The organism is Chryseobacterium limigenitum (genome assembly GCF_900114875.1).
GTDB classification, from domain to species: domain Bacteria; phylum Bacteroidota; class Bacteroidia; order Flavobacteriales; family Weeksellaceae; genus Chryseobacterium; species Chryseobacterium limigenitum.
Genome location: NZ_FPKW01000002.1, coordinates 14026 through 27509, shown reverse-complemented (window position 1 = coordinate 27509; position 13484 = coordinate 14026). Strand labels below are relative to the sequence as shown.

At 32.9% G+C, this 13484-nt stretch carries 14 protein-coding genes and 1 pseudogene; 6 read left to right on the top strand and 9 right to left on the bottom strand.

Features of this window, described 5'->3' with window-relative positions:
* The first annotated feature begins 15 nt into the window (after nt 1–15).
* Nucleotides 16–900 carry a hypothetical protein gene (locus tag BT156_RS02810; protein ID WP_072407037.1) on the top strand — a complete coding sequence of 295 codons (885 nt, stop codon included), beginning with the start codon at nt 16–18 and terminating at the stop codon, nt 898–900.
* Nucleotides 901–929: 29 nt separating this feature from the next.
* On the opposite strand, the gene BT156_RS02805 is transcribed toward BT156_RS02810, so the two are convergent.
* Nucleotides 930–1967: a quinone-dependent dihydroorotate dehydrogenase gene (locus BT156_RS02805; RefSeq protein ID WP_072407035.1), complete on the bottom strand. Its 1038-nt coding sequence runs from the start codon at nt 1965–1967 to the stop codon at nt 930–932.
* 495 nt (nt 1968–2462) lie between these two features.
* Complete coding sequence (locus BT156_RS02800; RefSeq protein WP_072407033.1) at nt 2463–3158, bottom strand: pseudouridine synthase; 696 nt, start codon at nt 3156–3158, stop codon at nt 2463–2465.
* Nucleotides 3159–3382: 224 nt separating this feature from the next.
* Between BT156_RS02800 and BT156_RS21840 the strand changes: the two genes are divergently transcribed.
* From BT156_RS21840 to BT156_RS02780, 5 genes are all read left to right on the top strand, one after another.
* Nucleotides 3383–3583, top strand: a complete 201-nt coding sequence (locus BT156_RS21840) for a hypothetical protein (RefSeq protein WP_139255398.1) — start codon at nt 3383–3385, stop codon at nt 3581–3583.
* A 50-nt stretch (nt 3584–3633) separates the two neighbouring features.
* Nucleotides 3634–5175, top strand: coding sequence for a glycine--tRNA ligase (locus BT156_RS02795; protein ID WP_072407031.1), 1542 nt, complete (start codon nt 3634–3636; stop codon nt 5173–5175).
* 108 nt (nt 5176–5283) lie between these two features.
* Entirely contained in the window at nt 5284–6102 is an 819-nt protein-coding gene (locus tag BT156_RS02790; RefSeq protein WP_072407029.1) for a lipocalin/fatty acid-binding family protein, read from the top strand.
* Between the two features lie 94 nt (nt 6103–6196).
* Nucleotides 6197–7330, top strand: coding sequence for a serine hydrolase domain-containing protein (locus BT156_RS02785; RefSeq protein WP_072407027.1), 1134 nt, complete (start codon nt 6197–6199; stop codon nt 7328–7330).
* Between the two features lie 5 nt (nt 7331–7335).
* On the top strand, nt 7336–7947 hold the full coding sequence (locus BT156_RS02780; RefSeq protein WP_072407025.1) for a YdeI/OmpD-associated family protein: 612 nt from the start codon (nt 7336–7338) through the stop codon (nt 7945–7947).
* A gap of 71 nt (nt 7948–8018) precedes the next feature.
* On the opposite strand, the gene BT156_RS22460 is transcribed toward BT156_RS02780, so the two are convergent.
* The 7 genes and pseudogenes from BT156_RS22460 to BT156_RS02750 all read right to left on the bottom strand — a co-directional run bounded on the left by BT156_RS22460 (nt 8019) and on the right by BT156_RS02750 (nt 13482).
* A complete protein-coding gene (locus BT156_RS22460; protein WP_262484298.1) occupies nt 8019–8171 on the bottom strand; it encodes a DUF4113 domain-containing protein in 153 nt (50 codons plus the stop codon).
* Between the two features lie 57 nt (nt 8172–8228).
* Nucleotides 8229–9263: pseudogene (locus tag BT156_RS02775) on the bottom strand (Y-family DNA polymerase); the annotation flags it as partial.
* A gap of 180 nt (nt 9264–9443) precedes the next feature.
* Entirely contained in the window at nt 9444–9665 is a 222-nt protein-coding gene (locus tag BT156_RS02770) for a hypothetical protein (RefSeq protein ID WP_072407020.1), read from the bottom strand.
* A 2-nt stretch (nt 9666–9667) separates the two neighbouring features.
* Nucleotides 9668–10009, bottom strand: a complete 342-nt coding sequence (locus tag BT156_RS02765; RefSeq protein ID WP_072407018.1) for a hypothetical protein — start codon at nt 10007–10009, stop codon at nt 9668–9670.
* Between the two features lie 105 nt (nt 10010–10114).
* Entirely contained in the window at nt 10115–10480 is a 366-nt protein-coding gene (locus tag BT156_RS02760) for a hypothetical protein (RefSeq protein ID WP_072407016.1), read from the bottom strand.
* 987 nt (nt 10481–11467) lie between these two features.
* Nucleotides 11468–12487 (bottom strand): tyrosine-type recombinase/integrase, encoded by a 1020-nt coding sequence (locus tag BT156_RS02755; RefSeq protein WP_072407014.1) that lies wholly within the window; start codon nt 12485–12487, stop codon nt 11468–11470.
* A gap of 2 nt (nt 12488–12489) precedes the next feature.
* Nucleotides 12490–13482, bottom strand: coding sequence for a tyrosine-type recombinase/integrase (locus tag BT156_RS02750; protein ID WP_072407724.1), 993 nt, complete (start codon nt 13480–13482; stop codon nt 12490–12492).
* Nucleotides 13483–13484 lie beyond the last annotated feature (2 nt).

Genomic DNA, 13484 nt, shown 5'->3' with positions numbered 1-13484 from the left:
AATAACAACCAAACCATGAAAAAAATTTTAACGCTCTTATTTTCTTTAAGCATAACATTATTTCTCTGTCAGAAAGTTGAATTAAAGAAAGTTACAGATTCCTCTCAGATTTTTAAAGGAGAAATTGCGGGAGTTCCTGTCACAATGCAACTTTATTTTGCAGGAATTGCGGACTGCAGCTTGTATCAATATTTTGTGGACGGATGGTATTATTACGATAAATATCAAAAGAAAATTCAGTTAACAGGCATTTACGATTATGGAAAATTGTCTTTGTATAATTTTGGAGCCAAGCAAAAGCAGAATTCTAAAAGTATCAGAGATCAAATTACTTCTCCCCAAAAAGTAGAAAAAACTACGGAAATCGCAGAAAATTTACAACCTAAAGAATCTATTATTTTTGAGCAAAAGGATAAAGAAAATCCTATTTTGGGTAATTTTTACTTGAATGAAAAAACTCAGGCAGCGAAATTATTTACCGGTAATACGATGATTTACCGTTATAATAATTACCTCATTTTGCCTAATAATAAAAAGATCAACACCTTTGATTTTATTAACAAACATGGCGGAAATCAATTAATTTCTTACGCTTCCGGAGAAAATGGGAATCGTGTTTTACTTTATTTTGAAGAATCATCAAATTTCAATGCATGCGGAAGATGTGGCGCAAGTGAAGGCGAAAAAGGTTACAGAGTTTTGTACTTCACAAAAGACTGGAATTATAAAAGTTACGAAGAATTTCTCACAGAAAGCTGTCTTGAAAATATCTATGACACCAAAGAAACAAAATCCAAAGACAGAAAAATATTAACTTTTACAATAAACAAAACGGAATCTACATCAGCTTACACTTTTACGGTTGATATAAAAAACGCATCTGTTAGAAAGTCAAAATAAAAAAGAGAGTCTAAAAACTCTCTTTTAATTTATCTCGGCAATCTGCTTGCTCTTTTTAAAATTTCTTTGTTGATTTCCTTGATCAATTCCGGACCTTCGTAAACAAATCCTGTATATAATTGAATTAAAGTCGCTCCTGCATTTAATTTTTCGATCGCATCTTTTGCGGAGTGAATTCCACCAACTCCGATGATTGGGAAAGCTCTGTTGCTTTTATCTGAAAGATATTTGATCATTTTTGTGCTTCTCTCACGAATAGGTTTTCCGCTTAATCCGCCATTTCCTATTTGTTCTAACACTTCAGCCGAAGTTTTCAATCCTTCTCTGTTTACTGATGTATTGGAAACTACAATTCCGTCGATTTTTGTTTCTGCAATCAGTTCAATAATTTCATCAAGCTGCTGATTGTTCAAATCCGGAGCAATTTTCAATAATATTGGCTTCTGTACAGATTTTGACTGGTTGATTTTTTTAACTTCTGTAATCAGTTCTCGTAAATATTCTACATCTTCCAGTTTTGCATGACTTCCAACATTCGGACAGCTTACATTCAGTACAAAATAATCTACGTGAGGATGAAGACCTTCAAAACAATCCAGATAATCCTGAGTGTAATTTTCCGGGCTTGTATCTGTATTTTTTCCGATGTTTCCACCGATGATTATTTTTCCTTTGTTTCCTTTCAATTTTTCAATCGCTGCTTCTAGGCCGTCGTTATTGAAGCCCATTCTGTTGATGATTCCACCGTCTTCTATCAGACGAAATAATCTTTTTTTAGGATTTCCAGCTTGAGCTTTTGGCGTTACTGTTCCAATTTCTACAAATCCGAAACCCAGATCTCCCAATTCGTTAAACAACACTGCATTTTTATCGAAACCGGCCGCCAATCCTACAGGATTTTTAAATTTCAATCCGAAAACTTCTCTTTCCAGACGTTTGTCTTCAATAGGTTTAGGGAAAAATAATTTAGTGAGAAATCCGAAATTCTTTAGCATTGAAAAAGTAAAGTGATGAACTTCTTCAGGATCAAATTTGAAAAGGATCGGACGAATAAGCGATTTGTACATTGAAAAAAAGTTTTACAAAAATACTCATTTTAAAATTAATAGTTGATTAACGTATGATATTTTATGTAAAAATGTTTTATAAGCATCATCTATAAAACACAATCTTCTGCAAAATCAGCGGGATAATTTCTTTACGCAAAGATTTAATTATTCAAACGTATTATTAAGTGAGCAAAGTATTGATCAACAAGTTGATTTGATGAAGCTATATGTTGAAGCTTCGCGTAGCAAATTTATTTGCTTTTGCTTTTTTAAAATTAAAATTTCAGATTTTATTTGAAGCTTTTTCCCGCTTTCCATTACAATCTTTTTTTACAAAAAAGGATTTTCATTTCAATCGGGGCTAGGATCCAGTCGTTTATTTCAACATCGTAAAATAACCGCAAAGTTTGTCATTCCGCAGGAATCTAGACTCAAATTTTTCATCTGATTTTCTAATACTATGCGTAGATCCTTCCAGGATGACAAACTTTGGAGTAACAAAAATGGAAAAAACTACGAATATGAACTCAAATCGAAATTCAGAATATCTCCTATTCTTTTGAACTCATCATCTATAGTGCCATTTACTGTAATTCTTTCGTTAGAAATAGGATGATTAAAAATCAATTGATGGGCATGAAGCGTCATTTTTGTGATCTCAAATGTTTCCAGCCACAACTTATTCTGTTTATTGCAGCCGTGTTTGCGACAGCCTAAAATCGGATGTAAAATATGTTTAAAATGCTTTCTCAACTGATGAAATCTTCCCGTTTCAGGGATTGCTTCTACCAAACAATATCTTGAAGTCTGATGTTTTAAAAAAGGCAAATCTATTTCCGAAGTCTGTAAACGACGATAATAGGTAATGGCATTTTGTTTGACTTCATTTTCGTTAATCAAGTCATAGTCTATCGTTTCTTCTTCCTTTGTCCAGCCCCGAAGAATGGCTATGTATTTCTTTTCAACCTGTCTTGTAGCAAACTGATCACTCATAGTTCTCAAGGTTTCTTTATCTAAAGTGAACAGCAAAACACCAGAAGTTTTCCGGTCTAAACGATGCACAGGATAAACTTTTTGCCCAATCTGGTTTCTTAATTCCTGAATAGCATAAGTATCGGCTTCTCCTGCATAAAAAGATTTATGAACCAATAATCCGCTGGGTTTGTTGATGGCAATAAGATGTTCGTCGCGATAAAGAATTTCTAACATGGGACAAAAGTAGAGATTTTCGGCTGATTTAGCCCTGATTGAACGGCATGTTTGAGCTCATTTTTCATGAATCTGCGCGGCGGCTCCGCCGCCGCGCAGATTCATGAAAAATAGCGAGTAGAGAAAGCAGATTCCCGGCTCCTGAAAATCTTAATCTTTATATTTTCGATAAGATCTCGGTTAAATTTCTTTACATTCGTGGAAACAGAAAAGTCTAAAAAATTATGGTAGACTATTTTAATTTTTTCAAATCACTGATAATCATCTCTATTATTACTAGTGCCCTTACCTTAGCCGCTACAGATCCTAAAAAACACAGAACAATAAGAATATTATTATTGATTATTGCAGGTATTTTATTGATGATCGGTTTAGGTGGATGCTTTTTAATGTCCGTATCCAATGTAGGTTCTTACCGATATTAATATTTTCCCAATAAAAAACATTATTTTTGTGCTTCAGACGTAAAAAAATTATGGCAAAGCAAGAAGATGTTTTCAAGAAAGTGATTTCTCACGCTAAAGAATATGGTTTTATTTTCCCTTCAAGTGAGATCTATGACGGTTTATCCGCTGTTTATGATTATGGACAGAACGGAGCCGAACTAAAAAATAATATCAAACAATATTGGTGGAAAGCAATGGTACAGCTTAACGAAAATATTGTGGGTATTGATTCGGCGATCCTTATGCACCCAACAACATGGAAGGCATCTGGCCACGTAGACGCTTTCAACGATCCATTGATTGACAATAAAGATTCTAAAAAACGTTTCAGAGCAGACGTTTTGGTGGAAGATTACTGTTTGAAAATTGAAGATAAAGAAAACAAAGAAATCGAAAAAGCAGCGAAAAGATTTGGTGAATCTTTCGATAAAGCACAATTTGAAGCTACTAATCCAAAAATCTTGGAATACAGAGCAAAAAGAGAGGCTATTCTTTCAAGATTGGCAAAATCATTGGAAAATGAAGATCTTGCTGATGTAAAAGCTTTAATTGAAGAATTGGAAATCGCTGATCCTGATACCGGTTCTAAAAACTGGACAGAAGTAAGACAATTCAACCTAATGTTCGGAACTAAATTGGGTGCTTCTGCAGACAGCGCAATGGATCTTTATTTAAGACCTGAAACTGCTCAGGGTATCTTCGTTAATTTCTTGAATGTACAGAAAACTTCACGTCACAGACTTCCTTTCGGGATTGCACAAATCGGTAAGGCATTCAGAAATGAAATTGTTGCAAGACAGTTTATCTTCAGAATGCGTGAATTCGAACAAATGGAAATGCAATTCTTCGTTGCTCCGGGAACTGAACTTGAATTCTACGAACAGTGGAAGCAAAAACGTCTAAACTGGCACTTAGCTTTAGGTTTAGGAAATGATAATTACAGATTCCACGATCATGAGAAACTGGCTCATTATGCGAATGCTGCAGCTGATATTGAATTTAATTTTCCATTCGGTTTCAAAGAATTGGAAGGTATTCACTCAAGAACGGATTTTGATTTAAAAGCTCATGAAGAATTCTCCGGAAGAAAGCTTCAGTTCTTCGATCCTGAAAGAAATGAAAACTACGTTCCTTATGTAGTAGAAACTTCTGTAGGTTTAGACAGATTATTCCTTTCAATTTTCTCTCATTGTTTAAGAGACGAAGTATTGGAAGACGGTTCAGAAAGAACTGTTTTATCTCTACCTCCGGCTTTAGCACCAATTAAAGCGGCAATTCTTCCATTAATGAAGAAAGACGGTTTAGCTGAATATGCAGAAAATATTTTCAATGATTTGAAATATGATTTCAACTTATTCTACGAAGAAAAAGACGCGATCGGAAAACGTTACAGAAGACAAGATGCGGTTGGAACACCTTATTGTATCACCATTGATCACGATTCTTTGACAGACCACACAGTAACGATAAGAGACAGAGACACCATGCAGCAGGAAAGAGTTCCGGTTTCAGAACTGAGACGAATTATCGACGAGAAAACAAATTTCAGAAATTTACTTTCTAAAATATAGATCAAAAGCCTTGAGAAATCAGGGCTTTTTTTATTTTATACCACATTCGTTAATTATCTGGTAGAATTTATTATTTTAGCGAACTTTTTAACACTCTAAATAATAACTATGAAAAAATTAATTATTTCGTCTTTGGCAATATTTGCCCTGGCAAGTTGTGGCTCGTCCGATGACACTGTTGACGAAACACAACCAGTTGATCCAACAACCATCCTTCCAACAAAATTTACCGAAATTACTCAGGATAACCAGACCTATGTGGTTACTTTTAAATATGACGGAACAAAATTAGTAGAATCAAACGATGTTGGCACCAACGAAAAAACAGTGTATACTTACAGTGGAGACAATATCGTAAAAACTGAGGATTTTGAAGGTACTGCGATAGTTTACACGAGAGAATTCACTTACACCAACGGAAGAGTTACTGCTGAAAAAATCACCAACAAACATTCTGGAGGAACATTGGTTTATACAAAAAACTTCCAGTATCTAAGTGATAATCATGTGAAATACAATGAATACACATCGTCTACCTACAATCCTGCAACCGGAGTACATACAGATATAAAATCTACCCAGTATGACGTTTACATTTCCAATAATGGCAATCTTATTACTGGAACATCCAACTATGAAGGACATATAAGAAACTACACCTACACGTATGACGGGCAAAATAATCCAACTAAAAATATAAAAGGATTTTTAAAGATAAATCTTCTGTTATCACCTGAGGGAGACGTTGCCAGCAACAATCTTTTAAAAGTAAGTAGTATTTATAGTGGTCCAACCAACGGGCAAACTAGTAATACATCAGTGCACACTTATAATAATAACAATTTCCCTACAAAAACGGTTACAACTTATACAAGCACATTATTTCCTACAAACTCGCACACATTCCTTACTGAATACAATAAGTAGCCTATTACTTTTTTTTAAATACAGCCTTGATTTTTTCAGGGCTTTTTTAATTTCTTATCAATTTTATTTTAAATTTGCTGAAGACCAACTCACAATGAAAGCACTAAAATATATCATAGGCGGAGCAGCCGTTACAGTAGCTGCAGCCTATATTTTTGGATATGATTACTTATTCAGCGGAATTTCCAAAACGTATCTGAAAGGAAAAACGAGTGCTAATATTGATGATGGAAAGCTCTTCCCGAGAAATACCATTGCTACAGAAGAACCCAAACTTTGGGAAGAAGATCCTGAATACAACAAAAAAGAGTTACCGAAAAATATCGTTGAAGATCTAAAACAATCTCACACTGCCGCCTTTATCGTCATTAAAAATGGAAAAATTCTTCATGAACAGTATTGGGACGGCTATAGTCAGCTTTCAAAAACCAATTCCTTTTCCATGGCTAAAGCAGTGACAGTAATGCTTTTGGGGAAAGCTTTAGAAGAGGGTAAAATTGATAATATTGATGCTCAATTCTCCGATTTTTATGATGAATTTAAAACTAAAGAATTTGGAAACAATGTTACTATAAAAAACTTAGCTCAAATGGAAGCCGGACTTGATTGGGATGAAGATTATGCCAATCCTTTTCTTCCAAATGCCAAAGCTTATTATGGAAGAAGTCTCAAAAAAGCTGTTTTTTCAAGAAAATTTAAAGAAGAACCAGGACAGCGATATGAATATCAAAGTGGTTCAACACAATTGTTAGGTTTTGCAGTAAGAAAAGCTATTAATCAATCTTTAGCCAGTTATTTATCCGAAAAATTCTGGATTCCGCTTGGAATGGAACAAAATGCCGAATGGAGCGTCGACGACAGCGGAATGGAAAAAACCTACTGCTGTATTCATTCCAACGCGAGAGATTATGCAAAATTGGGGCAGTTATTTTTGGATGACGGGAAGGTTGACGATGTTCAATTATTAAATTTAGATTTCATTAATTTAATGAGAACTCCGACTCAGAAATCTAAAGAAATTTATGGAATGGGACTTTGGATTAATAACGACAATCCTATTAAACATTATTATTTCTTAGGCCTTCAAGGTCAATACATTATTATGGTTCCGGAATATGATATGGTGATCGTAAGAACGGGAAGCTACAGCAACAATCCTAAAAATGACAGAGGAAGACCTGATCAGGTGAAATTTCTCGTGAATGAAACAGTACAATTATTTCAATAAAAATTATGGAAAAACACAGCCCAAAAATTGATGAATACATTGAGAAATCTCAGGATTTCGCAAAACCTATTTTAGATTATATCCGTGAAACGGTTCATGAATTCTGTCCTGATGCTGAGGAAACTATGAAATGGAGTTTCCCTCATTTCATTTATAAAGGAAAGAATTTGTGCGCAATGGCTTCTTTTAAACAACATTGTACGTTCGGGTTTTGGCTTGAAAAGGAAATGAAAACTATGCATGAGATCACTCAGGATATTGAAAAAAGCTCAATGTTCAGCTTAGGGAAAATTACTAAAGTTGAAGATCTTCCACCAAAACCTCAGCTTAAAAAAGCCATCAAAGAAGCAATGGATCTTACAGACATGGGCGTTACCATGAAAAAAGCGGCTCCATCTAAAACCGAAATTGAGATTCCGGATTACTTTCAAAAAGCTTTAAATGAAAATAAAAAAGTATTGGAAATTTTTCAAAAAGCTTCACCTTCATTCAGGAAAGAATATATCATGTGGATCACAGAAGCTAAAGCAGAGACCACACAAAATAAAAGAATGCAACAAGCATTGGAATGGATCTCAGAAGGCAAAGGCAGAAACTGGAAATATGAAAAAAAGTGATGCTTGAGTTATGAATGATGAGTTATAAGTTCTGAATTTTTTGACTCATCCTTCGAGATTAAACCAAATTCTTAGTGAAAACGGAAATTCGCTTCCGTTAAAGTATTATTTTTTAAGAAAGCTTCGTATTCCGGGGATAATTGTGCCCTTCCGAACGTGTTTTCTCCGCTCATACTTCCCAAACGAACTTTATCTTTTCCGTATTTTTTATTCATCGCATCCATCGCTTTCATGACCGGTAAGTGCTGGTTTTGAGTATCTTCTTCAAAAAGATTAATCAACCTTTGATCCTCAGGCACAAAATCATTAACGATAACTCCGGCTTTTTTATAATGAAAACCTTCTTTAAAAACAGCCTCAAAAAGTTCATTAACAACCCTGCCGATAATAATGGAAGAATTGGTAGGATTCGGAAGAATTTTGGTCATTCCATTTCTGTATTCCGGCAAATCTTTTCTGAAACGATTGGTCTGAACGAAAACCGTAACCATTTTACAGCAGGTATTTTGTTTTCTCAGCCTTTCAGAGCAATACATTCCAAAAGTTTCTACACGTTCTCGTACCTCCTCTTTTTTTGTCAGCATTTCCATGAAGCTTCTGGTAACGGCGATTGATTTTTTCGGAGAAGGAGAATCCAGTTCAAGCTGACGGATTCCTTTTAATTCGTTGATCATTCTCACGCCATGAATTCCCATTACTTTTCGAACCCACATTTCGGGTTTTTGAAGAAGATCCCACGCTTTGTAAACTCCGCTGTCGTTCATTTTTGCGGTAAGTTTTCTTCCTATTCCCCAAACATCTCCGATATTAAGCCATTTTAAGGCTTTTTCGATTTTTTCCGGAGTATCCATACTATACACTCCGTTAAATTTCTCGGGAAAATCTTTTACAATTCTATTCGCAACCTTGCATAATGTTTTTGTGGGAGCAATCCCGATACTTACAGGAATATTTACATTTTTATGAATGTCATTTCTGATCTCCAAACAATAGTCATAGAGATTAATATATTTAAAGCTTGTTAGATCTAAAAATAACTCATCTATGCTATACACTTCAAAATCTGTTTTATCAACATAAGAGGTTGCAACCCCAATAACTTGCTGGCTTTTAAAATTATATAGCTCAAATTTTGCTGAAAAACTTTTTACATCGTATTTCCTGAACAGCTCTTTATACTTAAATGCAGGAGCAGCCATCGGAATTCCCAAATCTTTAGCTTCTTTACTCCGAGACACAACGCAACCGTCGTTGTTGGAAAGTACTACAACGGGCTTGTTTTCAAGTGAAGGATCCAAAGTTCTTTCACAGGAATTATCGAAAGCTTTTGATAACTCCCGTTATCAAAAGTTAAATTTTATCAAAAGTTATAATAAAGAACACTTAATAGAAACATTTTACAATAAGATCTTATCATTATAACTTTCGATAAAATTTCCCTGAGCAAAAGGAATAAAGTAAAAAGTAAAAATTAATAAGAGTTTATTACAATTGTATTATTGTTCTTCTAACATTAAATTTATGCTCGGATCACTTTTAGTTTTCATCCATATAATGTCTGTAACAACAAAATAATCATCTTTATAATTTCCTTTTTCAAATGCTTCTTCTCCTATAAAATCTATTAAATATAGTTTATGCCCTATTTCAGGAATTAAAGGAAAGTCCCATTGAATCTCAAAATTTTCATTGTTGTTAATAATTAAGTTTAATTTCATAATTAATAATGTTCGTGACTATATTTTATTTCAGGAGTCCATTCTTGATTTATATATCTTAACAGATGATAAAACTGCTCATAATGTTCATTATTGTCATTATTAAATGCATTTAGCAATTCACTGTTCGAAATATTGCCTAATTGATCTAATAATTCACCTATAACAGCTCTTCGTAATCCATCTAAATGAAATCTATAACGTATTTCTCCGATTTCCCAATCAATTAAATCTTTTATTCCATCAATATCTACATCATCTCTATCTAGTATAGAAAAATACATATCAAGGTAAGAAGTTCTTCCTGCTTCACTAAAATGCGGAAGGTGTAATAATTCTCTCATATTAAAATGGTTTTAGTATATCAGTATTTTCAATTAATAAATCTATTGCAGTACTTTAGAAAAGGAATTTTTTCTCTTTTCCTTTTCAGATCATTAAATATTTCTTTATAGTTTAACATTATTTATCGGGTCAAGTGGATTAGCTATGCATTCCCATTGTAGATCAAACTTTTGAGCAACTGCAATTTTTTTAATATGGCTCAATCCGTTATTTGTAAAGTATGGGGAAGAAATATTTAATAGAGGTACAGACGATAATTTTTCAAGGATAGATATTTCTTCAGTATTTAACCTCATGAAAAATATTGTTATATGATATTCGTTTGCAGCAGTAAGAAAAATATTTAGCGTAACATTAAACTCAAAAATTTGATCTTGATTATATTTGTAATCAATTTCGTCATAAAGAGTTATAGTTGTCTCAATACCTCTTTCATTATACTCAACTTTAGGCACATTAAATAAATTCATAACTAAAGACTTATGAAATATAATAAATGAGTTTTATCAAGCTCTATCCACTGCACATTTAATATTTGATGGATAATTTTAGAATTAATTTTTATCCATTGATTCATTTCTTTTAATGGTTTAAATTCTTGACTTCTTATTAACATGATTTAGTTTTAATTTTACCAAAAATAAGTATTTAATCTTTAGTATAATAGTCAAACAAAATAAATGTTTTAGACTAATTTTTTCACCTTCTTTTAAATGAATAAAATAGTGAAATTATCTTTTAATTAATAGTGCCATGATCTTTCAATTGTTTGTCCTGCATGACCATTTTTAAGATGCTCAAAAATATCATTTATAATATGTTAGAATTTAATAAAATATATGATTCAACTAATCAAACATATTCTCATAATGTAGAAATTTTAATAGGTAACTTCATTACCACATGACTATAAGGAACATATGCTCAAGTATAATGGAGGTTTCATTCCTATAGAAAAAGAATATGTATTTGATTTCGAAAATAATGAATTTTTACTTGGAAGTTTTTTTCCGACAAAATATGGAACAGATAGTATGGAGCATTATTACCAAATTAAACATGTTTTTTATATCCAAATTTATTATCCATAGGGACTTTAGTTGGTGGATATATAGCAATGGGATATCAATCAGATAATTTAGGACAAATTTATATTTATTTTTCTGATGAAGAGCCTAAGAAAATTGCCAGCTCTCTTACTGAGTTTCCAAAAAAAATGGAAGTTCGAGATATTTAAAAATAAAATACAGCAACTTATGTTGCCGTATTTTGTTTTATGGGTCGAGACTAACTTTATTATAGTTTGAAAACAAGCAAGATTGTAAAAAAGCAGGCTCGTTTATTCTATTTTTTCGTAGATAAATATTTAAAAACCTTATGACTACCTTTTTTAAGTTTGAGAATTGAAAATAAATTTAATATATTTTCAGAGATATTTATCTTCGCTCATAATAATATTAAATCCCCAAGTTAGTTAAAAAATCTATCTCATCATCATTTCCTTCCCAAGAACCAAGTTTTCCTTTTTCAGGGATTACATCTTGGTAAGCTGCTTCAAGAGCATCCCGTTTTTGTTTTGAATCAGCTCTTGCATATCTTTCCGTTGTTTGTACACTTACATGTCCTAAAATATCTCGAATGTAAACAATATTCACTCCACCTTGTAAAAGGTGCATTGCTTTAGAATGCCTAAACACGTGAGGACTAATAATTTCAGGAATCAGATGGCTATTAACTATTCTAGCACTTTTTGCGTATTTCTTTAAAATATAAGTTATACCTGCAGGAGTAAGCTTTCCTCCTCCTCGATTAAAAAATAAAGGGCTAAATTGTTTTTCAGGCCTAAGCAAATGATTCTCTTTGACATATCGTTCCAATAAATTAATTTGTTCTTTTAGCAAAGGAATGTCTCGTTGCTTATTACCTTTACCTGTTACTCTTATATGATAAGGATATTCAAACCTTACACATGATGGGCTTAGATCTACAAGCTCCTGAACTCGCATTCCGCTATCATATAACAATGCTAACATAGCTAAATCCCGACGAGAAGCCAAAGTTTCCATAGACGCTTGTTCAAGTAATAAATTTATACCTTCTACAGACAAATAATTCATTACTTTTGAAAATCCTTTTTTACTTTTAATTGATCGGATATTTTGCCACTCAGCTAATCTGTCTGGTACTTCATATTGTAAATATTTACAAAAAGAACAAATGGCTCCGTAACGATTATTTCTTGTTGAAATAGAATTATTGCAATCCGTCTCAAGCCACATCAAAAATTCAGATATTGAATCTTTATTTAAATGTTTTAGTTCAAGTTTGTGAGGAGGGATATTTTTTACCTTAGTCATAAATGATACCAACAAACTAAAGCTTTTTTTATATGCTCTGATCGTATTGGATGAAGCTCCAAAATTTCCAAGAAGATATTTATGGAAAAAACTTTGTAAGTATTTAGCAAAATCCGTCATAACTATTCACTTTTTGGGATTTTTGGAAAAATTAGAGATGTCGGATGTTCTAGCTGTATTATTCCAGGAAACATTTCGTTTGTAAGCCGAACATAATTATTGGTTGACCTGGGATCGTTATGACCTAAAAACACCGAAATCATAGGTAATGCACAATAAACATCTATGTTATTACGAACCATCTTTGCAAGGCTATGAACAGCAGCTGTATGCCTAAGATCATGAATTCGCGGAGGATTCCCTCCCAACTTTGAAGATATTCCTGCTGTATTTAAAATATCACAGAACCAACGCCTAACACTTTCTCCAAGACAGCTCTTTCCCCTCTGTGTAACAAAAAATGGTGATTCAGGCAAAAGAATTTTTTCTATTGGATTTTTGTCTCTAAATTCTTTGTATTGTAGTAATACTGGTAATAACGAATCGTTTATTGCTGCAAGTCTTTGTGTGTTATTTTTTGAATCATTTATTACTATCGTTCTTTTTTCAAAATCAATATCTTTATTTTTAATTGCCAATGCTTCACCAATTCTTAATCCTGCACTATAAAGCAATCGAAGTATCGCAGGCATAGTAAAGATCATTGTTTGTCCATATTGATAATGGATTCGCAAAGAATTTGACAGTGAAAATATAGTTTGAATCTCTTCGTGAGTAAAAATATATGGGATATAAGTATTTTTCGCCCCTTTTCTATAGGGAATTGGCACATAGCAGTCTATACCTAAATCACGCATATAATTACCTAACTGAATCCAGGCATTGTATTTCATATATAAAGATCGGGGACTATCATTAGTTCTTGTTTTTTTCCATTTATCTACAATCTCTTCTCTTATAAAATGGTCTTTCATGTTGTAATCATTACAAAATTTATCGATCTCTAATAAAATCCATTTAAGTGTCGACGAATTATATCCTTTAAGCCCTCTCTCTTTTAAAAACCCTTGAATATAAGGGGCTAATTTACTGGTGTATATAAACTTTTTATCCATAA

What these genes read in the sequence shown, in the direction of transcription:
- BT156_RS02810 (WP_072407037.1), top strand. Translation starts at nt 16, where the DNA reads ATGAAAAAAATTTTAACGCTCTTATTTTCTTTAAGCATAACATTATTT.
- BT156_RS02760 (WP_072407016.1), bottom strand. Translation starts at nt 10,480, where the DNA reads ATGAATTTATTTAATGTGCCTAAAGTTGAGTATAATGAAAGAGGTATT.
- BT156_RS02780 (WP_072407025.1), top strand. Translation starts at nt 7,336, where the DNA reads ATGGAAAAACACAGCCCAAAAATTGATGAATACATTGAGAAATCTCAG.
- BT156_RS02765 (WP_072407018.1), bottom strand. Translation starts at nt 10,009, where the DNA reads ATGAGAGAATTATTACACCTTCCGCATTTTAGTGAAGCAGGAAGAACT.
- BT156_RS02790 (WP_072407029.1), top strand. Translation starts at nt 5,284, where the DNA reads ATGAAAAAATTAATTATTTCGTCTTTGGCAATATTTGCCCTGGCAAGT.
- BT156_RS21840 (WP_139255398.1), top strand. Translation starts at nt 3,383, where the DNA reads ATGGTAGACTATTTTAATTTTTTCAAATCACTGATAATCATCTCTATT.
- BT156_RS02770 (WP_072407020.1), bottom strand. Translation starts at nt 9,665, where the DNA reads ATGAAATTAAACTTAATTATTAACAACAATGAAAATTTTGAGATTCAA.
- BT156_RS02805 (WP_072407035.1), bottom strand. Translation starts at nt 1,967, where the DNA reads ATGTACAAATCGCTTATTCGTCCGATCCTTTTCAAATTTGATCCTGAA.
- BT156_RS22460 (WP_262484298.1), bottom strand. Translation starts at nt 8,171, where the DNA reads ATGGATGCGATGAATAAAAAATACGGAAAAGATAAAGTTCGTTTGGGA.
- BT156_RS02785 (WP_072407027.1), top strand. Translation starts at nt 6,197, where the DNA reads ATGAAAGCACTAAAATATATCATAGGCGGAGCAGCCGTTACAGTAGCT.
- BT156_RS02795 (WP_072407031.1), top strand. Translation starts at nt 3,634, where the DNA reads ATGGCAAAGCAAGAAGATGTTTTCAAGAAAGTGATTTCTCACGCTAAA.
- BT156_RS02755 (WP_072407014.1), bottom strand. Translation starts at nt 12,487, where the DNA reads ATGACGGATTTTGCTAAATACTTACAAAGTTTTTTCCATAAATATCTT.
- BT156_RS02750 (WP_072407724.1), bottom strand. Translation starts at nt 13,482, where the DNA reads ATGGATAAAAAGTTTATATACACCAGTAAATTAGCCCCTTATATTCAA.
- BT156_RS02800 (WP_072407033.1), bottom strand. Translation starts at nt 3,158, where the DNA reads ATGTTAGAAATTCTTTATCGCGACGAACATCTTATTGCCATCAACAAA.